This window comes from Streptomyces sp. NPDC047085 (assembly GCF_040643735.1).
GTDB lineage: Bacteria > Actinomycetota > Actinomycetes > Streptomycetales > Streptomycetaceae > Streptomyces.
Window position 1 is genome coordinate 245,611 of record NZ_JBEYUW010000010.1, and the last position, 22,730, is coordinate 268,340.

Annotated in this window: 19 protein-coding genes and 4 pseudogenes; 11 read left to right on the forward strand and 12 right to left on the reverse strand. The window is 67.8% G+C overall.

Features of this window, described 5'->3' with window-relative positions:
- Positions 1–162: 162 nt before the first annotated feature.
- Positions 163–563: pseudogene (locus ABZ865_RS29980) on the forward strand (PHP domain-containing protein); the annotation flags it as partial.
- A 490-nt stretch (positions 564–1,053) separates the two neighbouring features.
- Here the strand turns inward: ABZ865_RS29980 and ABZ865_RS29985 are convergent.
- Positions 1,054–1,512: a MarR family winged helix-turn-helix transcriptional regulator gene (locus ABZ865_RS29985; RefSeq protein ID WP_361237028.1), complete on the reverse strand. Its 459-nt coding sequence runs from the start codon at positions 1,510–1,512 to the stop codon at positions 1,054–1,056.
- Between the two features lie 110 nt (positions 1,513–1,622).
- Here ABZ865_RS29985 and ABZ865_RS29990 point away from each other — a divergent pair, with 110 nt between their 5' ends.
- Together ABZ865_RS29990 and ABZ865_RS29995 are read left to right on the forward strand one after the other, a co-directional pair.
- On the forward strand, positions 1,623–2,705 hold the full coding sequence (locus ABZ865_RS29990; RefSeq protein ID WP_361237031.1) for a substrate-binding domain-containing protein: 1,083 nt from the start codon (positions 1,623–1,625) through the stop codon (positions 2,703–2,705).
- A 302-nt stretch (positions 2,706–3,007) separates the two neighbouring features.
- Positions 3,008–4,705, forward strand: a complete 1,698-nt coding sequence (locus ABZ865_RS29995; RefSeq protein ID WP_361237034.1) for a hypothetical protein — start codon at positions 3,008–3,010, stop codon at positions 4,703–4,705.
- 70 nt (positions 4,706–4,775) lie between these two features.
- On the opposite strand, the gene ABZ865_RS30000 is transcribed toward ABZ865_RS29995, so the two are convergent.
- The gene (locus ABZ865_RS30000; protein ID WP_361237037.1) at positions 4,776–5,348 is read right to left on the reverse strand and encodes a hypothetical protein; all 573 of its coding nucleotides are present in this window, start codon (positions 5,346–5,348) and stop codon (positions 4,776–4,778) included.
- Between the two features lie 481 nt (positions 5,349–5,829).
- On the opposite strand from ABZ865_RS30000, the gene ABZ865_RS30005 reads away from it, so the two are divergent.
- Positions 5,830–6,267, forward strand: coding sequence for a VOC family protein (locus tag ABZ865_RS30005; RefSeq protein WP_361237040.1), 438 nt, complete (start codon positions 5,830–5,832; stop codon positions 6,265–6,267).
- A gap of 182 nt (positions 6,268–6,449) precedes the next feature.
- Here the strand turns inward: ABZ865_RS30005 and ABZ865_RS30010 are convergent, their stop codons facing one another.
- On the reverse strand, positions 6,450–8,591 hold the full coding sequence (locus ABZ865_RS30010) for a SpoIIE family protein phosphatase (protein WP_361237043.1): 2,142 nt from the start codon (positions 8,589–8,591) through the stop codon (positions 6,450–6,452).
- 563 nt (positions 8,592–9,154) lie between these two features.
- Positions 9,155–9,837 (reverse strand): annotated as a pseudogene (locus ABZ865_RS30015) (transposase); the annotation flags it as partial.
- Positions 9,838–10,038: 201 nt separating this feature from the next.
- On the opposite strand from ABZ865_RS30015, the gene ABZ865_RS30020 reads away from it, so the two are divergent.
- Positions 10,039–10,260 carry a hypothetical protein gene (locus tag ABZ865_RS30020; RefSeq protein ID WP_361237046.1) on the forward strand — a complete coding sequence of 74 codons (222 nt, stop codon included), beginning with the start codon at positions 10,039–10,041 and terminating at the stop codon, positions 10,258–10,260.
- A 257-nt stretch (positions 10,261–10,517) separates the two neighbouring features.
- Here ABZ865_RS30020 and ABZ865_RS30025 read toward each other — a convergent pair whose 3' ends face one another.
- Positions 10,518–10,991 carry a hypothetical protein gene (locus ABZ865_RS30025; RefSeq protein ID WP_361237049.1) on the reverse strand — a complete coding sequence of 158 codons (474 nt, stop codon included), beginning with the start codon at positions 10,989–10,991 and terminating at the stop codon, positions 10,518–10,520.
- A 616-nt stretch (positions 10,992–11,607) separates the two neighbouring features.
- On the opposite strand from ABZ865_RS30025, the pseudogene ABZ865_RS30030 reads away from it, so the two are divergent.
- The 3 genes and pseudogenes from ABZ865_RS30030 to ABZ865_RS30040 form a co-directional block, all read left to right on the forward strand.
- A pseudogene (locus ABZ865_RS30030) lies at positions 11,608–12,174 on the forward strand (helix-turn-helix domain-containing protein); the annotation flags it as partial.
- Between the two features lie 164 nt (positions 12,175–12,338).
- A complete protein-coding gene (locus ABZ865_RS30035; RefSeq protein ID WP_361237309.1) occupies positions 12,339–12,443 on the forward strand; it encodes a hypothetical protein in 105 nt (34 codons plus the stop codon).
- 116 nt (positions 12,444–12,559) lie between these two features.
- Positions 12,560–13,264 (forward strand): hypothetical protein, encoded by a 705-nt coding sequence (locus tag ABZ865_RS30040; protein ID WP_361237052.1) that lies wholly within the window; start codon positions 12,560–12,562, stop codon positions 13,262–13,264.
- A gap of 6 nt (positions 13,265–13,270) precedes the next feature.
- On the opposite strand, the gene ABZ865_RS30045 is transcribed toward ABZ865_RS30040, so the two are convergent.
- Positions 13,271–13,519, reverse strand: coding sequence for a hypothetical protein (locus ABZ865_RS30045; protein WP_361237055.1), 249 nt, complete (start codon positions 13,517–13,519; stop codon positions 13,271–13,273).
- A gap of 430 nt (positions 13,520–13,949) precedes the next feature.
- On the opposite strand from ABZ865_RS30045, the gene ABZ865_RS30050 reads away from it, so the two are divergent.
- The 3 genes and pseudogenes from ABZ865_RS30050 (at position 13,950) to ABZ865_RS30060 (ending at position 16,167) form a co-directional block, all read left to right on the forward strand.
- Positions 13,950–14,993, forward strand: coding sequence for a hypothetical protein (locus ABZ865_RS30050; protein ID WP_361237057.1), 1,044 nt, complete (start codon positions 13,950–13,952; stop codon positions 14,991–14,993).
- Positions 14,994–15,083: 90 nt separating this feature from the next.
- A pseudogene (locus ABZ865_RS30055) lies at positions 15,084–15,482 on the forward strand (IS5 family transposase); the annotation flags it as partial.
- A gap of 88 nt (positions 15,483–15,570) precedes the next feature.
- A complete protein-coding gene (locus tag ABZ865_RS30060; protein ID WP_361237060.1) occupies positions 15,571–16,167 on the forward strand; it encodes a hypothetical protein in 597 nt (198 codons plus the stop codon).
- Positions 16,168–16,495: 328 nt separating this feature from the next.
- On the opposite strand, the gene ABZ865_RS30065 is transcribed toward ABZ865_RS30060, so the two are convergent.
- The 6 genes from ABZ865_RS30065 to ABZ865_RS30090 all read right to left on the reverse strand — a co-directional run bounded on the left by ABZ865_RS30065 (position 16,496) and on the right by ABZ865_RS30090 (position 22,607).
- Positions 16,496–16,885, reverse strand: a complete 390-nt coding sequence (locus ABZ865_RS30065) for a hypothetical protein (RefSeq protein WP_361237063.1) — start codon at positions 16,883–16,885, stop codon at positions 16,496–16,498.
- Positions 16,886–17,317: 432 nt separating this feature from the next.
- Complete coding sequence (locus tag ABZ865_RS30070; protein WP_361237066.1) at positions 17,318–18,508, reverse strand: PP2C family protein-serine/threonine phosphatase; 1,191 nt, start codon at positions 18,506–18,508, stop codon at positions 17,318–17,320.
- Between the two features lie 106 nt (positions 18,509–18,614).
- Positions 18,615–19,340, reverse strand: a complete 726-nt coding sequence (locus ABZ865_RS30075; protein ID WP_361237068.1) for a hypothetical protein — start codon at positions 19,338–19,340, stop codon at positions 18,615–18,617.
- A 207-nt stretch (positions 19,341–19,547) separates the two neighbouring features.
- Positions 19,548–20,075 carry a GNAT family N-acetyltransferase gene (locus ABZ865_RS30080; protein ID WP_361237071.1) on the reverse strand — a complete coding sequence of 176 codons (528 nt, stop codon included), beginning with the start codon at positions 20,073–20,075 and terminating at the stop codon, positions 19,548–19,550.
- Positions 20,068–20,580, reverse strand: a complete 513-nt coding sequence (locus tag ABZ865_RS30085; protein ID WP_361237074.1) for a hypothetical protein — start codon at positions 20,578–20,580, stop codon at positions 20,068–20,070. The genes ABZ865_RS30080 and ABZ865_RS30085 overlap by 8 nt, the downstream gene beginning before the upstream one ends.
- A 140-nt stretch (positions 20,581–20,720) precedes the next feature.
- Complete coding sequence (locus ABZ865_RS30090; RefSeq protein ID WP_361237077.1) at positions 20,721–22,607, reverse strand: nitrate- and nitrite sensing domain-containing protein; 1,887 nt, start codon at positions 22,605–22,607, stop codon at positions 20,721–20,723.
- Positions 22,608–22,730 lie beyond the last annotated feature (123 nt).

A 22,730-nucleotide genomic window follows, 5' to 3' on the forward strand; every position in this document is an offset into this window, starting at 1 on the left:
TGGCGCGCATCCCGGTCGTGGGCCGCTCCGGCAGTGATGGGTGCTTGTGCTCACTGGCCCTAGCGAGTGGCCAGCTCTCGCTGAGCGGCACACCGGGCACGACAAGCCGAAGATGCCTGAAGAGACGCAGGTCAGGCAGGGGGTCGCGGGAGACGGGAGGCATTGGGCCGTGGATTTACTCATCTGCACGTCGCCTCCGGCTACTCGGCCCGCTACGGCGCCTCCCTCCCCGACGCGCTCGTGCAGCGGGCGGCCGAGCGCGGCTCGACGACGCTCGCGCTGACCGACCGCGACACCGTGGCTGGCGCGGTCCGCTTCGCCAAGGCCTGTTCGGCCGCCGGTGTGCGACCCGTGTTCGGTGTCGACGTGGCCGTCGCCCCGCTCACACCGCCGGATCCGCACGCGCTCCGGCCTCGTACGCCGGTGCGCGGCGGTGCGCACGTGGTGGAGCCGCCGCTGCGGGTCACTCTGCTCGCAGAATGCGGCCGGGTGGGCGGCTATGCCGACTGGTGCCCGCCGCACACGCCGAGGCCGACGACGCCCTGCCTGTCGTGTCCTGGAAAGCTGGCAAGTGATCGGCTGCGGCTGGAGGCCGTGTATCTGGGCCGGCAGGGCACCGGTTGCGTGGTGAACTGACCGTCGGTTGGTGCGATCGTCACCGTGATCGTCTGCGCGGACGTTGCAAACTGGTTGTCGATGGTGGCCCCGTCCTTCGTTCCCAGGAGCAGTCCGAGAGGCCCCGGACGTGCGATAGGTGCCCGGCGCATCTCCCCGACGTCCTCCAACAGATCCTCCTATTTCGGGTGTGCCACCACGAGGTGGCCCAGCAATGGCCCCGACTGACACGCCCCCGCAGCTCATGACCGAGCATCGCTCGAATCACCGCCCGCACCCTGGCCGCGCTCCCCTTCTGAGCGCGCGCAGGGCTTCATCCCTCCCGCCGACTGTCACGCCAATCCAGTCGTCCAACTCGCTCGCGCGACCGCCAAGACGCTGAAGCGCAGGCCCAACTTCGCCACACAGGGGCGAGGCCGCGGCCATTGATCGAAAAGTTCAACTGTGCGGCCTGCTGGGCGCCACCGCAGGCAGCCCGTCGACCATTGCCGCGAGCAGAGGCAGGAGCTGGGCGAGTCTTCCTTGGTCACCGATGGCGTCGAGAAGCCGGGTTTGGTCGGAGTGGACGCGGTGGGCGGCGCGCTGGTGGAGGATGCGGCCGCGGGCGGTGAGGTGCAGCAGGACGCGTCGGCGGTCGTCGGGGTCGGGCCGACGGTAGACCAGGTTGCCGGCGACCATGCGGTCGACGAGCTTGGTCAGAGTGGGCGCCGGCATGAGGGCGTGGTCGGCGATTTCGGACATCGGGTGGCCCTGCCCGTCGGCAACGGCCGACAGGACGCGCCACTCCTCCACCGAGCAGCCCTCCTCGGCCAGCACCGCGGCCAAGCGCCGGCCCAGGCGTCGCTCGGCGTGACTGAGGAGGTGGGCAAGGTCCGGGGAGGAGGGTTCGGAGGGCATTGCCGGTGTCCTTCCGATAGGTCTAGTGTTCGGGCAGATTACGAGCCTCCGCGAGGGTGCCGGGGCCCGGACCGGGATCCGCGCGCCCAGTGCCCTCACGGAGGTGGTCTGTGCATCCGGTACCGCCCAGAGGGAACGGCGATTCGAGCACGACGCTGGTCGTGGCCCTGGTCGTGCCGCTGCAGGGACCCGCGGGGGTCTTCGGCCCGTCGTGCGAGCTGGCCGCACAACTGGCCGCGGAGGAACTGAACGCCGTGGGCGGCGTGTTGGACCGGGAGGTCCGCCTGGTCACGGTGGACGGCGGGGCATCGCCGGAGCGGGTGGCGGCCGAGGTCGAGGCCCTGGTGTCGCTGGGCGCCGTCGACGGGGTGGTGGGCTGGCACACCTCGGCCGTGCGCCAGGCGCTGCTGCCGCGGATCGCGGGCCGCGTTCCGTACGTCTACACAGCCCAGTACGAGGGCGGCGAGCGCACACCCGGGGTCTTCCTGACGGGCGAGACCGATGCCGCGCAACTGCTGCCGGCGATGCGGCTGCTGGCCGAGGCGACCGGCGCGCGACGCTGGTGCACGGTGGGCAACGACTATGTGTGGCCGCGCGTGACCGCCCGCGCCGCACGGCGATACGTCCGGGCGTGCGGCGGTCTGGTGCGCGACGAGGTCTTCGTGCCGCTGGGGACGCATGAGTTCGGGCCGGTGCTGCGCCGGATCGAGCGGTGCGAGGCGGACGCGGTGCTGATGCTGCTGGTCGGCGACGACGCGGCACGCTTCAACCGGGCGTTCGCCGCGTACGGCCTTCACCAGCGGTGTCTGCGGCTGAGCACCCATATGGACGAGAACATCCTGCTGGCCACCGGTGCCGAGGCCACCGACGGGCTGTGGGCGACGGCCGGTTTCTTCGAGACGCTCGCGACCGCCGAGAGCCTGGACTTCAGCGCCCGTTACGCGGCGCGGTTCGGTGTGGATGCCCCTGTCGTGGGCAGTCTGGGCGAGTCGTGTTTCGAAGGGGTACGCCTGCTGGCGGCGTTGGCCGAGCGGGCGCGGTCGCTGGACGTGCGGGCGATGTGCACGGTGGGCGAAACGGTCTCCTACGAGGGCCCGCGCGGCGCACTGCGGCTGCGCGGCAACCATCTCACCCAACGGCTGTACCTGGCACGGGCGGATGCCTTCGACTTCCACATCGTCACCCAACTCTGACCCCGCTCCCTGCCGTTGACATTACCCTGCCACAGAAATACTTTCTACGGGAAGCATCTGGCGGAGGCGAGACATCCGTATTCAATCGGGCCCTTCGCTCGCCGCAGTCGCCCATGGACGGGCACCCCGGCCCACGCGGTTTCGCTCCTGTTGGCGTGCTATCTACGCGCATCGAATAAAGGCCCGTTAAAGACCTTTCCCTTAAAGGCAGCGAAACGTTCAAGAAACAGTGCGGCGTGACTCTTCCGTGCAATCACCCGGGGTCGCCCGGGTCGTCCCCAGTGCTGGGAAGAGGGAATGTCGTGACGGAGATCGTCGACAAGGAAGCGCCGCCGGTGAGTACGGGCGGACGGACGTACAACAACTGGGCGCAGAACGACACGTTGGAGGACTACTCCCTGCGCTACGCTCCGAAGTCCTTCCGCCGCTGGACCCCCTACGTGGTGGCCACCACGGCACTCGGTGGCATCGCCTACCTCGCCGACTTCGCCATCGGCGGCTCGATCGCCATCTCCAACGGCTTCTCCTCCGCGATGGTCGCGATCCTCGCCGCCGCGGTCGTCATCTTCCTGACCGGCATCCCGATCTCGTACTACTCGGCGAAGTACTCCATCGACATGGACCTGCTGACCCGGGGCGCCGGCTTCGGCTACCTCGGATCCACGCTCACCTCGGTCATCTACGCCAGCTTCACCTTCATCTTCTTCGCCCTCGAAGGCTCGATCATGGCCCAGGCCCTGGAACTGGGGCTGCACATCCCGCTCGCCGTCGGCTATCTGATCTGCTCGCTGATCATCCTGCCGCTGGTCATCTACGGCATGACGGCGCTGTCGAAGATGCAGGTGTGGACGCAGCCGGTGTGGCTGGTGCTGATGGTCGCGCCGTTCGTGTCCATCGCCATCCAGGAGCCGGACAAGTTCTCGCAGTTCACGCACTTCGCCGGCAACTCTCCCACCGGCTCGAGCATCAGCATGCTCGGCGTCGGCGCGGGCGCGGGCGTGGCCCTGTCGCTGATCGCCCAGATCGGCGAGCAGGTCGACTACCTGCGCTTCATGCCCGACAAGACGCCCGAGAACAGCAGGAAGTGGTGGGGGGCAGTCCTCTCCGCCGGCCCGGGCTGGGTGGTGCTCGGCGCGGCCAAGCAGATCGGCGGGGCCTTCCTCGCCTTCTACATCGCCGGCAGCGTGGGCCTGTCCAAGGCCAACGAGCCCATCCAGCAGTACGTCCACGGTTTCAAGACCTTCGCCGCACCCGTCGCCCTGGGCCTGGCCACGTTCTTCGTGATCCTGTCCCAGATAAAGATCAACTCCACGAACGCGTACTCCGGTTCGCTGTCCTGGTCGAACTTCTTCTCCCGCCTCACCCACCGCCACCCCGGCCGGGTCGTCTACATCTTCCTCAACGTCGGCATCGCGCTGGCCCTGATGGAGGGCGGCGTCTTCGGCTTCCTCAACACCGTCCTCGGCTTCTACTCCAACGTCGCCATCGCCTGGATCGGCGCGGTCGTCGCCGACCTCGTCATCAACAAACCGCTGAAGCTCAGTCCCTCGTACATCGAGTTCAAGCGCGCGCACCTGTACAACTTCAACCCGGTCGGCTTCGGATCCATGCTCATCGCCTCGGCCGTCTCCATCGCGGCTTACTTCGAGGCGTTCGGAGACTACGGCAAGGCATACTCCCCCTTCATCGCCCTGTTCCTCGCGATGGTCCTCTCACCGCTGTTCGCGGTGCTCACGAAGGGCAAGTACTACATCGCCCGCGTCGACGACCTGGAGGAGCCGCTGCTCGGGGCGGACGGCCTGCCCTCCGCGGTCATGCTGACCTGCACCGTGTGCACGACCGACTTCGAGCGGCCGGACGTGGCGAACTGCCCCTTCCACGCCGGGGCGATCTGCTCACTGTGCTGCAGCCTGGAGAAGGACTGCCACGACTCCTGCAAGAGCGGCTCCGGCACGGGACCGGTCGCCCTCGCCATGCCCACCGTGCGGTCCGTGGACTGACCAGCATCACCTTCCCGTGTCCCGTTTGGCTCCGGCTCGCGTTATTCGACGTGGGCCGGAGCCGACGTCGTCAGTCGGTCAGTTCTGCTTTAGCGTCGCGGGCGTACGGTGCTTCGAACGGGCATGCGTCGGTCAGCCCTTTGGCTGGTGCTGGACAGGTAGGACACGAACGACACCGTCGCTGCCGGCGGACTGCCGCAGCTGCTGGTTCTCGGCCTCCAGGACGTGCAAGGCGGGTGAGCTTGTGCTGCAGTTCGTCGTTCTTCCGCTTGAGGTCGTCGACGACCTTCGGGCGTGCATCCTGCATCCGGACCAGGGCGTAGAACAGGTCTTTCAGCCCGGTGTGCTTGTGGGTGAGTTTGTTGCGCTTGAGGTCGGTTTCCTGGGCGAGTGACTTGATGGTCGGCTGGCCGTCGGAGCGCAGCGGCGTCCCCACCAGGAGCCGGATCATCGCGTCGGTGATGGCCTCGATCTCTGCGGCATCGCCGGGCCGCGAGGGGCTCGCTGCGGCGGCGGCCATCGCGAGGACCCGGCCCACGGTCTGGGCGATACCCGCGGCCGCCGGTGGCGCGGCCGCATCCGCACTGTCGCTGTTGCTGTCCTGTCCGGTTGGGGCTGGTGCGTCGCCTGGGGCTGTCGTCATGTGCTGTCCTTGCCCGTGGCGTCGCCTCTGGGGGCAATCACGGCACGATCGCCATCGTTCCGGGTGAGTAGCTTCTGTTCCTGGCCGGTCGTTGGGCTGTGCGTGGATGCTCGCCATGATGGCGCAAAACCCTGCGCGCCCCGGCCGGGAGCCTTCCGGTTCCCGACCGAATCCTATGATCACAGCAGTGTCGCCGAGCGGGCACGTGGGAAGCTGCGGCCCAAGTCGTGGAATGGGCGGGTGGTGATGGTCGCCATCGCGGTGACCACGGTGATCCTCGCGGTGGTGTCCGTCGCCATGCGTGATCTTTCGAGGTGAGCGGTGAGCCAGCCTGATGGGTGACTCAAGGCTGTTGTTGGCGCGGGCGTCTCGGCCCGTGGGGAGCCGGCGGCTAGGTTGGGCGGGAGCCGGCCGCTGAAAGCGGTGCCGACGAGGCCCTATCTCCGGCCCCCGCAGCCCGGTCGGACCAGGGAGTGCCGACATGGACGTTCTCTTCATCACGAGCGTGGCGGTGGTCGTTGCCGACCCGTCGCTGAGCCGCAAGCTGTTCATCGAGGTTCTTGGCCTCCCTCTGGAGGGGGAAGGAAACGGCTACTACTCCAGCGGGAGCGTCCCCGGCAGCAAGCACTTCGGTCTGTGGCCGCTCTCGCAAGCAGCCGCGGCATGCTTCGGCACACCCCAGTGGCCCGCCGACCGGGTGGTCCCGCAGGCATCGATCGAGTTCGAGGTGGAGAACGCGGAAGCCGTCGCAGCCGCCGGTGCCGAGCTTCAGCGCGCGGGCTTCGAGTTGGTGCACCAGGCTCGAACCGAGCCGTGGGGCCAGACGGTGGCCAGGCTTCTCACGGCGGACGGCTTGATCGTCGGGATCTCCTACGCCCCCTCCCTGCACGACGTGCAGGGCGACCAGGTTTCCGGCTGAGCCCGGCCTGAGACGGGTGAAGGCGTCGTAGATCCCTGACGTACTCCGGCCCCGGGGATCAATGGAACCGTGGTTGGTGCCGAGATTGATCACACCCTGTCAGGAGCTCCGCAGACCGGCCATCGGCTCCGTCCGCACAGGGTGCGGGGCTTCGCGCTTCACGGGGGTTGAAGTGCCGCGTTTCAGGTCGCCTGGTGGGGTGCTGTTGCCTGGATGAGGAGCAGGGCGATGTCGTCCTGGTGTGGGGTCGCGGGGCAGTGGTTGACGAGGGTGTTGGCGAGGGCGCCGATGGTCTCGTCTGGCGCCTGTGCGAGGCAGGCGACGAGGTCGGCGGTGGCGTCGTCGATGTCGGTGCCGGGGGTTTCGATCAGGCCGTCGGTGTACAGGGCGAGGAGGGTGCCGGATGGGAGCGGGATCTCGGTGGTGGGGTAGGTGGCGTCGGGGTCGATGCCCAGGAGCAGGCCGGGGGGCAGGTGGAGGATTTCGGTGTGGCCGTCGGGGTGGCGGATCAGGGGTGGGGGGTGTCCGGCGGTGGCGAGGCGGGCGCGGTGGTGTGCGAGGTCGAAGTGGGCGTACAGGCAGCTGGTGAACAGTCCCGGGTCGAGGTCGATGAGGAGACGGTTGGTCCGGGCGAGGGCTTCGCCGGGGGGTGTGCCGGCGGTGGCGTGGGCGTGGACGGCGATGCGGACTTGTCCCATCAGGGCCGCGGCGGTGATGTTGTGGCCCTGCACGTCGCCGATCGCCGCGGCTGCGGATGCTTCGCCGCAGGGGATGAGGTCGTAGAAGTCGCCGCCGATGTCGATGCCGTGGCCGGCGGGCTGGTAGCGGGCGGCGGCCTCCAGACCGGGGATCGTGGGCAGGGTGTGGGGCAGCAGGCCGGTTTGCAGGGTGTGGGCGAGCTGGTGCTTGATGTCGTAGAGGCGGGCGCGGTCCAGGGCCTGGGCGATCAGTCCGGCCAGGGAAGCCAGGATGGCGCGTTCCGGCGCGGGGAAGGGGCGGGGCCGGTCGTAGCCGAGGATGAGCGTGCCGACGGTGCGGCCGGAGGCGATCAGGGGCAAGGTTGCGCAGGCGGGCAGCTCGTCTTTGTGAACGGCTGGGGGGTAGGCGCGTTTGAGGTCGGCGAAGGTGGCGTAGAAGCCTGGGTCGCCCGTGAGCAGGGCCCGGACGGCAGGGGTGTCGGAGGCCAGGCGCTGGGAGTCGAAGATCTCGGTGAGTTCGGCACTGAAGCCGCAGGTGCCGATGACGCGCAGCCGGCCTTCCTCCGCGGTCAGCAGGGCGAGGGCTTGGGGGCCGAAGGCGGGGACGATCTGGTCACAGGCCAGCTCGACCACATCGTCCGCCCCGACAGCCTGCGTGAGGCCGGCTGCCAGGTGGGTGAGGTGGTACAGGGCTGTCGCCCCGACCTCTGGCGCCGGTGGGCTGTGCTGCCACGGCATGGTGGGCTTGGCGTGCTCGGCCGGGACCGGGGTGATCTGGATGCTGATGCCGCTGTCGTCCGGGTGGAGCTGGAAGTACAGCCATTGGTCCGGTGGGCGCAGCATGGTGAAGGAGGTGGGCCAGCGGCTGACCACCGCTGCCCGGTACCGGTCCTCGAAGAGGGGGTTGTGCAGCCACGGCAGGCTCTCCCAGGGACGGCTGCCCAGCAAGGCGCCGACCCCCGCGCCGAGCAGGTCGCCGGCCGCGGTGTTGATGAAAGTGACGCGCCCGTCCAGATCGAGTGCGCAGCAGCCCTGCGGCAGCCGTTCAGCGAATTCGAATGCGGGCGGTGCCTCGCCCGACACCATGCGGCCGGAACGCACGGGGGCCAAAACCCGCGGCTGGTCGCTGGGCAACAACGGCTGCCCTCGGCCGGCAGCCTGCTGCAGGAGCACACCCTCGCACTCGCAGCACGTGCTCAGCGCATCCCGTTCACGTGAGCTCAGCTGCGGCGGACGCCAGATAGGCCACAGCAGCACCAGGGCACCCCACACAGTGGTGCCACAGCTGACCGGGGCAGCAGCCAACATGAATTCGTAGGGCAGCACGAGCGCCAGCTGAGGGTAGCAGCGTGCCACCTCCTCCTGGCTGCTGAGCCACACCATGCGCCGTTGTCGTACGGCGTCCGCCGCCGGCAGGGGGGCGCCCACCGTGACCCGCGCCCAGGGGGCTGCAATCTGCTGGGATACCCCGGATATCACCGTCAGCTGCAGTACCCGCTCACCGGGCGGCAGCAGATACAGAAGGCCCACCGAGGCACCAGTGTCCCGCATGACGTCTGCCAGGGGAGCATCGAGCTGCTCCAAGCCAGAGCCGGAGCCAGGGGCGAAGTCGGCAAGCTGCTGCACGTCCGTCACCTCCTGCGGACGCCGGAAGCAGCAGCACGCGTGCGCCCGAAGCGAGCGCGAGCGACCTCGCCACAGATCCCAAGTACGGCACCGATCTGCGCCCAGCCGGCGCCGGCCAGATCCGGCACCCGCGTCAGCACGACGCTGTGCCAACCCGCCACTCCTCCGGTCGGGGACGACTGCCGGACCGCCCGCGGAGTGACGGCGTGCCCCCGGAGACGTAGCTCAGCACCAGCCGCCATCATCGTTCCCCACGCCTGAGCAGCCTGCTGCCCCCTGCGACGTGCACGCCTGACCACCTGCCGATGCGCAGGCCGGCAGTGCAGGCGGTCATGCCCCATCGGCTCCTGCGGCGCAGCCCCACGCCAGCCGCACAGAGCGTCGTTCATACCCGGACACTACGCCCACATCCGGCGACCGTCGCGCGGCGGCGAATGGCGAGCAGATCGTCCAGGCCGAGGGCGAAGCACGTGCCCGGCAGACATTCGTGCGCTAGCCCGCCCCCAACGCGAAGGCCCAGACCTGCCAAGAGCCGCATCGTTCAGCCGCCACCGGGACTTTGGTCAAGGGGTGATCGGGGTTGGTGGTTGGTAGAAGGTGCCGTCGCGGAGCATGGCGAAGAGCACGTCGGCCCGACGTCTGGCGAGGCAGAGGAGGGCTTGGGTGTGGTGCTTTCCCTGGGCGATCTTCTTGTCGTAGTAGGCGCGGGAGGTCGGGTCGGCCAGGGCAGCGAAGGCGGAGAGGAAGAAAGTCCGCTTGAGCTGCTTGTTTCCCCGACGGGAGGCTGTTCGCCGCGGATCGAGGAGCCCGAGCTTCTCGTTGCCGGGGCGAGGCCGGCGTAGGCGGCCAAGTGGGCGGCGGACGGGAAGTTGGTGCCGTCGCCGACGTCGATGAGTATGCGGGCTCCGGTCCTGATGCCGATGCCGGGCATGGACATCAGGACCTGGGAAAGAGGGTGGGCCTCCAGGAGTTCCTCGATCCGGTGAGCGAGGAGTTTGCGCTGGTCGAGGACGGCTTGGAGCGAGCCGGCCAGGCTGGGAACGATCAGCGTGGCGGCATCCGTGCCCGGGACCACGACGGTCTGTTCGTCGAGTGCGGTGAAGACCTCGGCGATCAGCCGTTCTGCCATCCTGGGAGCCTTGGGGCGGATCAGGGTGATCAGCCGTCGGCGTCCGGCCCTGCGGATCTGGGCCGGGGAGCCGAACTGGCTGAGCAGTTTCAGCACGGCGGGGTGCTGCATGCGCGGGAGTAGCGGGGACCAACGGTCCAGGCGTTGCGTAACCCCAGATCAGCGACGTCCCAGCTCACCGGTGGACCACGTACGCGATCTTCCAAGGAAGGTATGCGGCGCCCGGTCGGCGGCCCGCACCTACGCAGCGCCCTCTGTCGAGGAAGCCCCGGTTCAATGCCCCCACTTCGCCAGAGGTACTGTGCCGACCCGGGAGGGATGATCATGAAGAACCCTTTTGAGACCGGCGGCTTGCTGGACAAGGCAATGCCCTACACGCGCATTGTCCTGCTGATCGGCCTGCTAGTTCAGGGTGTGCGGTGGTACCTCCACGGAAGCAGCATCCTGTGGGCGCTCGCTGCCGGGGTGGTGCTCCTCAGCGTGTTCTTCGACCTGTACCGACAGTTCCAACTGCGTAGGCTCCAACGAGGGCCGAAGTAGGCTGTCCGCTTGACCGCCTCAGCGTCTGACACCAACCGCTGACACCAACAAGCGCGAACTGTGAAGGTTAACGCCGGACCTTCACGACCGATCAATAGGCGAGTACCAGGGGACGACGGGGACGATCAAGCCCTTGTTATCGACCTGATAAGAATGAGGCCAGACCTCAAACTCTGTGTCCAGCACAGGAGTCGTCCTCAGTCGGTGGACGGTGCTGGGCATTGAGACTCCGCCGACCCTCGTGACAAGTTGACGCACTACAGGTTTCGATCAGAGAGAACGGATGCGGCCATACCAGAGGAGGTGAGACGTAGCTCGGCTTGGTTAACGAGTCGCCGGTAATGAGGCCAAACTGGGATTCCGGGAAACATCCTGTCCCGATGGTCAATAAAAGAGGCTGCTGCGTACTTCAATCGGCCCAGAGTCGGCGCCCAGAGATCCAAGAAATCTCGCTCGCTCACATATTTCTTTTCGCAGTAATACGCGGCAACATCTAGATTTGCCAGGGCTCGATTGGCGAGTTCGTAGTCCTGCTGGCTGAGGTCATCGACTGCACCCTGCCGACGATAGAGATCGAACAGCACCCTTCTCCCTCTCTGCAGTTCCGGTGAAATCAGCGTCTCGTGCAGCCTCAAGAAGACATCTCTCCTGTCTGTCCGTGTCGTGTAACGAACGGCGGCACCACTCACGAGCAGAGCGACAATCGAGACGACGAGTCCCGTAATCTGCATTTCCGACTCCTGGATGACAGAGTGATCGCATCCCTTGAACCGTGCACAAGACGCAGCAGTATGTAGTCTGCCATCCCCATCCGTGCCCGCCAGATGCGTGCCACAGTCGTGCCACATCCTGGGGTCAACCACGGTCACCGGCGGTTCGCCGCAGTCGAGGTGCGTCGCCTGATCAGGACCGCACCTATGGCCGCAACGACCTGCGCACCTTCGCTTCTGACCACGACTGCCCTTACAAGGCGGATGTCGGCGGTTCGAAACCGTCCGCACCCACCAGCCCGAGGGCACAGCGAAGGCCCAGGTCGACCGGTGTGAACCCGGAAGCCTGGACTTTCAGACCTTGACGACCCCCAGCCGGGAGTTCGTCACGAAAAGGTCAGGCATCTAACTGCGTGACAAACGGCGGACGAGTACGGACGTCTGCGGACCGTCAGCGCAGTGTCTAAAACTGACGATCATCGTTGACACCTGGGTCTCCGATCACTACGGAGATCCGCATGTCGAAGTCCACCCAGACCGCCCCGCCGCTTGACCGTGAGGCCTAGCGGCGCTTGGCCGTCATACGCCACGTCGAAGAGGTCAGCGGGAACGTCGCGATGTCTGCCGGTATTTCGGGATCAGCCGGCAGGCGTACACCTGGTACCGCCACTACCAGGCCGAGGGCGTCGAGGGCCTGCGCACCCGTTCCAAGGCGCCCAAGACCTCTCCGAACGCGACCCATGTCGAGGTGGTCGGGAAGATCATCTACCTGCGGCAGACCTACCACTTCGGGCCCGAGAAGATCGCCATGTACCTCAAGCGGTACCACGACGTCACCATCAGCAAGTCGGGCGTCTGGCGCATCCTCAACCGTCTGGACATGGGACGCCTGCCGACCTCCCAGCGCTGCAAGCGGCATGACCGCAGATGGAAGCGGTACGAGAAGCAGCTGCCCGGCCACCGGGTGCAGATTGACGTGAAGTTCATCGAGCCGCTCGCCTCCGCACCCCAGGGCAGGCGCGGCGGCCCCAATAAGTACTACCAGTTCACCGCCGTCGACGACTGCACCCGACTGCGCGTCCTGCGCATCTACCCGATGCTGAACCAGGCCACCGCCATTCAGTTCCTCGACTACGTCACCCAACGCCTGCCGTTCAAGGTCGAGGTCATCCAGACCGACAACGGCGCCGAGTTCCAGTCCGCGTTCCACTGGCACGTCCTCTATAAGGGCATCGCGCACACTTGCATCAAGCCTCGAACGCCGCGGCTGAACGGAAAGGTCGAACACTCCCACCGCATCGACGCCGAGGAGTTCTACCGGCTTCTCGACGGCGTCATCATCGACGACGCTGAGTCTTCAACGACAAGCTGCGCGAGTGGGAGGACTACTACAACTACCATCGCCCCCACGGCGGTCTCGGCGGCCAGATGCCCTACGAACGCCTCAAGCAGAAGACCACGGCCCAGGCGTAATCGGTGATCGTCAGCGGCACACACCGACAACGGGTGACCGGTCATGAGTTGACGGCCGTCAGACGGTCTTGTGAGAAGCAGGGGCAGTTCGGCTGAGACTCTGACACCGTGGTGCGATGGGCTTTGGGGCGGGTGGCGAGGCAGCAGCACTGGTGGTCGGCGCGATCGTGTCGATGCTGTCGACGTTCTTCTCGAACTGGCGTGAGCGAGGGCTGAAGGACGAAACGCAGCAAGAGGCAGAGCGTCTAGAATCAGCGATCTTCGATCACATGTTCGATGATCGGCCTGGCGGCGAAGGAGCGGCTCCTGAAGATCCTTCTCAGCAGCGATTCGCCAAGCTGTTGGTGCAGTACTACGCACATGGCCTTGTGCAGGCGCGCCGCAGTTTCAGTGTGAGCCTGACGTACTCGGCCCTGGGCGGCTTGGTGTTGCTCACGGGCGTCGGCCTCGCGATCTTCAGAGCGGAGACCACTGGAGATGTGTACGCCTCAGTCACCGCGAGTGTGGCTGGTCTGCTGACAAGCTGTATCAGCATCCTTTTCCACCGGCGTGCCGACGCGGCGCTCAAGCATCTGGAGAAGCAAGGGGAGAAACTCCAGCAAGACATGAAGGCCGAGCGTGACGCGGGGCAAGCTGTCCGGTTGCTCGGTGAGGTCGACGACCCAGCCTTGAAGGCGCACCTTCAGGCCGCCCTGATCCTGAAGTTCTCCGCTGCGAAGCTCCCGGAGCTGAACGGCGTCCTGAAGCCGGCTGAAGCCCTTCCGGAGCCCAGCGTCAACGGAGCGGTTCCGCATCAGCCGTCGGAGTCCGCGAGTTCTTGACGGCCGTCAGGCGTCGAGCTGGACCAGCATGCGCTTGGCCTTCGCCCTCGTGGCCATCTCGGCCCTCGCGACGTCGAGATGACGGAACAGCTTCTGGCCTCGGTGATCGAGGCCCTCGACTTTCAGGTGGCCCTCGCGAGCGGCTTCTGGCCCCGCACCGAGGCAGGGTTTTGCCGCCGACGGTGGCTGTCGTCCGCTCGTGTTCGTCCTGACCGGCGGCCAGGCGGGCGACGCGCCCATCTTCATGGACGTCATGGCCGGCCTACGTGCAGCGCGCCGCCGCGGACGGCCCCGGACCAGGCCGGACGTAATCATGGCCTCCCATTAGGCGTATTCCTCCCGCGTGATCCGCAATCACCTGAGCAGGCGCGGCATCCGTGCGGTGGTCCCCGTGCCAGCAGATCAACGTGGTCATCGGCTGCGGCGGGGCAGCCGGGGCTGGAGACCGTCGGCGTTCGACCGCGGGACCTACAAGCAGCGCAACACGTCGAACGGTGCATCAACCGCCTGAAGCAGTGGCGTGGCATCGCCACGCGCTACGAGAAGACCGCGACCATCTACCTGGCCGGACTCCATATCGCTGGGATCTTCCTCTGGTCTGCCTGCTGACTCAGGGAAGCTGTGTGGTGTCAGCTGACGTGGATCGGTGCACCCATTGTCAGACGCTGCTGGCAGCATCCCCGCTGTGAACGCCACCTTTACCACCCCGCCGCGGCCGTTCGACGTGACCGCGCTCTTCCCTCAGCTGGCTCCGCTGGCGCGCACGGCGACCCGGCTGCACCCGCGGCCCGGGTCGCCGACCGTCCACGACAGCTCCGTCGGCGGGCCGCTCCTGTGGCCCGCCGACGAGCCGTGGCCGTACTGCGACGAGCCGCACGACAGCCGCGCGGCCCCGGTGGTCCACTCCCCGGACGACGTCCGGCTCCTCCGTCACGATCGCGCAGCAGCGGCCGAGCGGCGGCGCCTCGACCCCGAGGCACCCCAGTGGACTCCCGGGGAACGGGCGACCTGGGAGCGGCTCGCGGACCGCCCGTGGTTCAACGGCCCGATCCCCCTCCTCCCCGTCGCCCAGCTCTACGCTCGCGACGTCTCCTTCCCGCGCCCGCCCGACGCGGACCTCCTCCAGGTCCTGTGGTGCCCCTTCGACCACGAGATGGCCCACCCCCGCACAGCTCTCTTCTGGCGCTCCTCGGCCACCGTCACCGAAGTTCTCGATGCACCGCCCGAGCCGCCCATCGTCCAGCGGGAGGGCTACCTCCCGGAGCCGTGCCTGTTCTCACCGGAGCAGGTCACCGAGTACCCCAACCCCTCGGAGCTGGACAGGGAACTTCAGGATCAGCTGGACGACATGAGCCGCTGGGAGACGATCGACCCCGCGCGGTACAACACGTACGCGGACGACCCGGGCGAGCTTTACCTGAACAACCTCTCCACCGCCCCCGGCTGGAAGACCGGCGGCTGGACCCGCTGGAGCCTCACCGACCCCAAGCCCCGCCCCTGCCCCGAGTGCGGCACCGAGCAGGTCCCGCTCCTCACCATCGCCTCCTGGGAATGGGACGGCGGCAGCGGGACTTGGATCGCCGAGGAGGAACCGACGAGCCCGGCCCCGCCTCTTCTGGGCGCCAGGGCCGGCAACTTCACCTTGATCGACATCGTCGGCGGCTACAACCTCCAACTCCACGTCTGCCCGACATCCCCGGACCATCCGCACATCGAACTGCTCCCGTGAGCCATCGCGAAAGTCCTCCGCGCCACCGTGTACAACGATCGGCACTCCAGCCAGCAGCCTTGTACAACATGATCCCAACGATGGGCCCCAATCACGGACAGGAACGGGCTGCCGCTGTTCCTGGGCGTCTCCGGCGCGAACATGCACGACGGCCAGGGCCTGGAGCCGCTCGTGCGCGGCATCCCGCCCGTCCGGTCCCGCCGTGGACCCCGGCGCCGTCGGCCTACGAAGCTGCACGCCGACAAAGGTTACGACTACGACCACTTGCGTCGATGGCTCCGCGGGTGCGGCATCCGCCACCGAATCGCTTGCAAGGGGCACGAGTCCTCCCAGCGGCTGGGCCGCCACCGCTGGGTGGTCGAGAGAACCGTGTCCTGGCTGGCCGCCTGCCGACGTCTGCACCGCCGCTATGAATGCAAAGCCGAGCACTTCCTCGCGTTCGTTGCCATCGCCAAAGCCCTCATCGGGTATCGCCGTGTCAGCAGATGAGCCTGGTCGACCGCGCAGATGCTGACCAGGCCCGCGTTGTCAGCGGCAGCCCATAAGGTGCGCTCACCATCTCGAAGGAGGAACTGCCGTGGGATTCTCGGGTCACCTGGTCTATGCGCGCAGCAACCGCCCCCTGCTGGAAGCTCCCGTTTTCGACAGCCTCGACGAAGAACTCAAGGCAACCGTGCACACATGGGAGTCACGGTCGGGCGGCTGGCAGACGCTCCGAGTCGATTCCGGGACATGGGACGACGCGGACCTGCCCGCCCTGGTTGAGTGGAGCGGGGCACCGGCCTGCGTCGCCGACGTCTCCGACGGTTCCCTCGCTCTCGTGACCGGGCTGGACACCACCGGACAGCGCTGGCAGGCATGGCTCAACCTGGACACTGCCGCCCGGCTTCTGGCCGAGGAGCCCGAAGACCTCGAAGATCAACTCCTGTGGCTGGACACGCCAGAGTTCCACGAAGCCGTCAGACACAAGCGCGCCGAGCTCGACGTCGAGATACCCACCGACGCCGAGGGCGCCGTTGCCTGGGCCGCAGCCGCTGGCATCCCCGTCACCCCGGAGACAGCCAGGATTGAAGAACTGCTGCGCTCACACGAGACCTTCGTAGAAGACCTCTTCAGCATGTTGCTCGACCAGCTGGGATTTCCCCAGGCCACTCAGACCTCACCCGAAGCATAGGAATCGACGTCTTGATGGCCGGGGTTGCGGTGGTTGCAGTCGGGTCCGGTCTGGGTGATGAGGCACTGGATGTGGCGGGGCCGGTACTGCATCCGTTTCAGCCGTGTCTTCACCATGAGGTCATCTCATGAGGGTGCGGTTCCTGTGAAGGGAATCCGGTTCAGGCTGTGAGGGCGTATTCCTGCTGCTTGCCCGATACCGGCGGCGCCCCCTCGGGCTTGCAGCACATGGGAGTCCCATCCAGCCGCCATGACCGCCAACCCGGCGGACCTGCGGCACTGGATGATCAATTCCAAGGGGTGCCTGCGGAGGGTGTGGGGGTAGGCGGTCAGGCGTCTGGGTCGACTTCGGGGTGCGTGAACCGCACGGGCTTGCGCAGCGACCGGGCGTAGGCGATTTCGGCTCGGGTGCTGTCCCCGATGTAGTCGCCGACTACGAGCACCTCATCAGCGAGCCGGATCTTCGCTCGGTGCAGATCGTCGAGTCGGACCTTCAACGCCTCGGCCTCGACAGGATCGGACCAAAGTTCGTGCGGCGACTTCATGTCGCAACCCGGCTTGACGACAATCTTTCCGGCTTTGGTCTCCCGCAGATCGGCCTCGGTCATCTCGGTCATGAAACGGGTGGAGCCGCAGATCACGACGATACGCGGGAGGCTCAGCTGCTTCTTCGCGTCGGCGAGTTTCTCCTCGGGGGTGAGCGCTTGCGGGTAGGACACTGGTTCCTCCTGGTGGTGTGGTCCAAGGGGTGCCTGCGGAGACGAGAACGAGGGTGTCCAAGATCGTCTTATGGCGAACGACGTGGACACCCTCGCGACAGCACTCTAGTCGGCCCGCTCCTCGGGTGTTTCCTGGCGGGGCGTCCGCAGCTGCTGTCCCGACTCTTTCGACATAACCTTCACTTTCCGCTCGGCTTCAGGATCACGCCAGAACCGGCGGAGCATGTGTCGACCTGCGCGCTACTTGCACCGCTTCTCTGAATATTTCCCGGGCCCGCATGTCGGCTGTCGTGCGACGGTCTTTCCTGCTTCCGGGCTCATTGCTCCAAGGAGAGGGAAATGCCGACGGGCCGCTGCCGGGGTGCAGCGGGCCGTTCACGGGCGCCGTACAAACCGCCGCCCAAATGCCCCGTCTCACGTCGCACATCCAGTTCAGGAGCTTCCGCCGAGCCTGCTGGCGTGGGTGACGCGCCCGTGTTGGCGGCGTGGGTGGATGTCGGGCTCGCGGCGGAGCGCGACGAGAGCCGCGTCGTCGTTAAGGCGTCCGCGGGTGTGGGCGAGCAGGTCGCGCTGGATGTGGTGCAACAGCGATTCTGGGCTGGCCTGGCTCCACTGGGCGGCCCGAGTCTCAAAGGGGTAGAAGTCGCCATCGGCGTCGCGGGCTTCGATGACACCGTCGGTGTAGAGAAGGAGCGTGTCGCCGGGCTCGAAGGAGAGCACATCGATCTTGTATTCCTCCGGCACCATCTCACCGATCCCCAGCGGTGGCGCGGGGTGCAGGCTGGGCACGATGAGGGCACTGTTAGGGCTGAGAACCAGGGGCGGGGGGTGCCCGCAGCTGACGATGCGAGTGACGGGGTCGTCGTCGGGGAGTTCCAGCAGCAAGGTGGTGGCGAAGCGTTCGCCGGTTTCCTCCGCCGGCTCGAAGTCGGCCAGGTAGCGGGTGACGCTCTGTTCCAGGGAAGCGGCCAGATCAGGCAGGGAGGTGTGCCGGTGGGCGGCTTCGCGGAAGGCTCCGAGCAGGAGGGCGGCCTCGCCGATGGCGGACAGCCCCTTGCCCCGCACATCGCCGATCATGATGCGCACACCTCCGATGATGCGGGTGGCCGCGTAGAGGTCACCGCCGATCTGCGCCTCGTCCTCGGCGGCCAGGTACAGGCAGGCGATCCGCAGGGCACCGATCCGCTCCGGCAGCGGCCACAGCAGGACGTGCTGCGCGGCCTCTGCGACCGACCGCACCTGGGACAGCTGGCGTCGGTGCCGCTCACGCACCACGCAGAAGAACACGATCATGGCTGACAGCACTGCCAGGGCGAGGATCTGCACGAGCACGTTACGCGAGGCCAGCACCCCAAAGTGCCAGCCGATGTACGCCTGCGCCGCCACCGCCAGGAACCCGATCAGCCCGGTCAGCCGTGGGCCGGCGAACGCGGCGGTGATCGCGGGGGCGATGACCAGCAACGGGCCGAGATGGATGTCGGCCGGGACCAATTGGTCCACCACGGTGATCACCACGATGAGCACGATCGGGATCACCAGCAGCGCATGACTCGACTGCCACAGCCGCCGCACACCAGCCAAGCCATGCCCAGCCTCCACATCCTCCAGATTGCCACCGTCCAAGGCAGCTGACGAACGAGGACTGGGATACGAGCAGCGGCGGAAACGACATGCCTCTGATGCATCTACACGTTTGTTCCGCTCAATCTTGGTGCCCCGAACTCCCTGGTCAGAGGCTCCAGCCCCTTCTGCGTGACGGCCATCGCCACGATTCAGCGAGGGCCGGGCCCGGTCGGGTCAACAGCACCAGTCTGCCGCGAGGGCGGCAGCGTCGACTGCTTGGCCGGCTCGACGGCTGGCGGGGCCTGCGACACAGCTGCCTGTAGGGGGATGATCGGCACCGTGGGCACTGGTCAGCGTCCGGCAGACCCAGGAACTCCCGCACGGCCCCGTTGTCGCCCGTCGCGTCGGCAAGCCGGGAGGCCTGGTCGAAGGCACGCTTCTGAATTCGCTCGATCTCCTCGGCTACGTCGTCGATCGGATACCCGGCTTCCTGCAGCATGCGGACTGCGGTCTCCAGGGAGAAGACACCTGCCGCGTAGCCCGCGGTCACGTCGCTGAGGACGGTGGTCCGGTCGGTGGGGGTGTGCGCACCCCACACCAGATGTGCGGGCAGTGACTCGCCGGCGGGCCACTCCTGCCCTGCCTGGTCCAGGCGCTGCACCACGCGCAGCAGCAGTTGGTACTTGTGGTCTCGGGCCAGGCGCATCGCGCTGACGAGGCAGTCGAGAGGGCCGAGGGCGAGCTGCAGCGCGTACCCGGACGGCACCTTGGCCACGTCGAGGGTGCCGAGCCCGGCCGTGGTCAGGCGGGTGTTGGAGGCGAGCCGGTCAAGCAGGTGATCGATGCGCTGACGGAGCTCGGCGAGCTGCGCCGAGGTGTCCAGGGTGTCCACAGCTCAGCTTCCTGGCCACCGAGGACGGGCAGCCGTTCATCGCCGCCTGGAACGTCCCGTAGCGGCGGTGCTGCTGCCTCACGCCTGCTGCCAGAGGCGTCGGAAGCACATGAGCGCCGCGGCGATCCCGGCGAAGGCCAAGAGCTGTCCCGTAACCGCGGGTCATGCGTCGCCAAGCCCCGTGCTGGCTTGCGAGCGCCAGGGTCGTCACTGGGTATCGATGCGCAGATCCCGTACGTACCAGTCGAGATGTGTCCCGTCCGCGCCGTGTGTGTGCTTGTCGGGGGTAAAGCCCGCCCGACGGGCGACTGCGGAAGACGCGGCGTTCCCCGGCTCTACCCGGATCACAGCCTGCTTCGCTCCTTCACTCGCCGCATATCGGGAGACCAAGAGGACCGCGCGGGTGGCCAGGCCGCGCCCTCTCCATGACGGGTAGAGGCCGTAGGCGACATTCACCTGGCCGGGAGACAAGCCCTCTGCTGTGAAGCGCAGGTCGATCGTCCCCGCGAGCGCCTCGTCGATGCCTACCCGGATGCCGAAAGCGCGGAGTGGGCCGGCCGTGTCCCACTGTTCCAGGCAGTGCCGTATGTAGGCTTCGACGCCCTCGCGTGTGCCGGGACCGCCGCTGAGCCAGCGCACCAGCTGCTCATCCTCCCCCGCGAGGTGTGCCTCCGCATCGTCCAGGCGTAGCGGGGACAGACTGATGATCCCGTCGGACAGCTTCACTTCATGCATCCGGCGATTCTTGACGCCTGAGCTGCGTTGCGCCATCGGATTCTGCGGGACATCGCGCAGGGCCCCACCACAAGAGAGCGGCGCGGGCCGCGGCCAGGACGGCCGGGGCGGCGTCCTGGCCGATGCCCGCGGGGGCGAGCTTGGGCGCGACGGTCGGACGCAGGAGGTTCAGCCGGGCCTCGATCTGGTCGATCATGCGGGCCATGGCCTGGTCATGGCGCTCGGTGCGGACCGTGCGCAGCGCGGCGGCCAGGATCGCGGCGTACTCGTCGAGGGGGCGGGCGTCGGCGACGCACGCGATGCGCGTGGCCACGCCGGTCAGCTCCGGCGGAAGCCGGTCGGGAGCGGCGGTGACGTCGGTGATGCCGGCCCGCCCGCCGGGCCGTGGGACGCGTGCCAACTCGGCCGCGGCCTGCGGCTCGCCGGGGAAGGTGCACAGGGCGCCTCGCCTGATCGATCGCCAGATGTCATCCCCGCACTCCTCCCAGGCTGCGCTCCTTCGCAAGCGCTGTCATGTCATGAGCAGCCGTGCCCGCTGACGCGAGGCTCGCGACCAGTCCAATGAGAGGTGGCGTGCCCGTCGTCCGACTGCTTCCGCCACTGTTCTGCGGCGCTGCTTGCCGTCCGGGAGCCGCCGGTGTGCACTCACGTGGCTGCCGTGGTGGTCGAGACGTCCGGCTGTTGGACGAGCGTGGTAGGCAGGGCGACGTACGCCGTGACGCCCGAACCCTCCGTGGGACGCAGCTCGACGTGGGCGCCGAGGCGGGTCGCGAGCGCGCCGACAACGTGATGGCCGAGGAACCGGGTGGGCGAAGCGAGCAGGGAGGCGCCCTTGCCGGACAGCAGGGCGTTGGCCTCGGCCATCCGCTGCGCGGTCATCCCGATTCCCCGGTCGACCACGGCGAGGCAGTACTCGCCGCCGTCCCGCCAGCCGTACACCGCGACGGGCTGCTGGGGCGGGCTGAACATGAGCGCGTTCTCCACCAGTTCGGCGAGCAGGTGTGAGAGTTCGGCGACGCAGTGGCCACGGATGCGGCAGTGCTCGATGTCGGTGGCGGCGACCCGCTGGTACTGCTCGACCTCGGAGACGGCCGACTGCACCACCTCGGTGACGGTGACCGTGCGGGGCCAGCGGCGAGCCGGAGGCTCCTCTCCTGCAAGGACAAGCAGGGACTCGGCGTTGCGGCGCATGCGAGTCGCCAGATGGTCGAGCTCGAACAGCTCGGCCAGGGCGTCCGGGTCCAGCTCCTGGCTCTCCAGAGTGGTGATCAGGCCGAGCTGGCGGTTGAGGAGCGCCTGGTTGCGGCGGCCGAGACTGGCCAGGGACTCGGTGCTGTTGCGGCGCAGTACGGCCTGCTCGGCGGCGAGGCCCACGGCGGTGCGCTCGACGTTGCGCAGAGCGGCGGCCAACAGGGTGATCTCCCGTGCGGTGCCGGGGACTTCGGCTGCCTCGGGCTCTGCGGGCAAGGGGGTGTCGGGGTCGGCCTCCTGGATGTACTTGACCACGTCCGGCAGCCTGGCGCCCGCGACAGCGTCCGCCTCGTCGGCCAGGGCGCCCAGGGGGCGGGTGATGGAGCGGGCCGCGAACAGAGCGAGTGCGGAGGCCACGGCGAGAATCAGCGCGCCCAGTGCCAGGAAGCCGATGAGTTCCCGTGTAGCCGCGCCGCCGACCTGGTCCGCTCGTGCCCGTACGTCGTCACCGACCTGTTTCTGCACGCCGTGCAGATCATCGACGAGCGTCGTCATGTCGGTCCACCAGCGGGCGGGGCCGACGTCGAGGGACGAGCCGTCGGCGCCCGCCTCGGCCTTGGCTTCGTACCCGGTGACCCGGTGGGCGGCAGCCGTCCCGAAGGCGTGGTCGAGGGATGACTTCTGTCCGGTGTCGGCAAGTTGGCGGAACTGACCGAGGGCAGCGACCCGCGCAGCCCGGATCTCGGTGAAGTCGAGGTACTCGCCGGAACGGAACCGCTGTACCGCGAACACGCCGTTCAGGGAACCGCGTTCGAGGGCCACGGCCTCCGTGGCACGCGCCAGGGCCTGCAGCGCCTGCACGCCTCGCGTGATACGGCGGTCGCCGTCGGGCACGCCGGCGCCTTCGGCGTCGATCACGGCGGTGACGGCCCCGGTGTAGAAGTGAAGTGTGGCCGTGCGGTCGGCCGTTCCCGTATCGACGGCTGTACGGGTTCCGGCGAGGTCGACGAGCGGGAGCTGGGCCCGGCGTAAGGCGGAGGCCGCGGCCTCGGGCAGATCGCCGCCCTCCTCCGAGAGCGCCGCCCTCAAGGACGTACGCGCGTTGTCGGTGCGCGCCCGCTGCCTGCGGACATCATCCCGGTATTGCTCGGCGCCGCTCAACAGGCCGTTGGTGAGGCCGCGTTCACGCTGGAGCTCACGGACGAGGTCCTGTTCCCGCAGCAGGAGGCCAACCTGGGACTCCGTGGCCCGCGCGGCGGACCAGTCGTGGGCGCGGTCGGCAACACCCAGCCCGGTCAGGGCGAGGAGCAGACAGGTGGGTACGGCAAGGACGAGTGCCATTCGGCCGCGGATGGAGCCCCAGCCGGGAATGCGGACGGGTCGGTCAGGTCGGCGAATTCGGTTCCCCCTCATGCCCCGCGAGGCTAGAGGTGGCCCGGCAGGCGCCTGGTTTCCCGTTCGTAA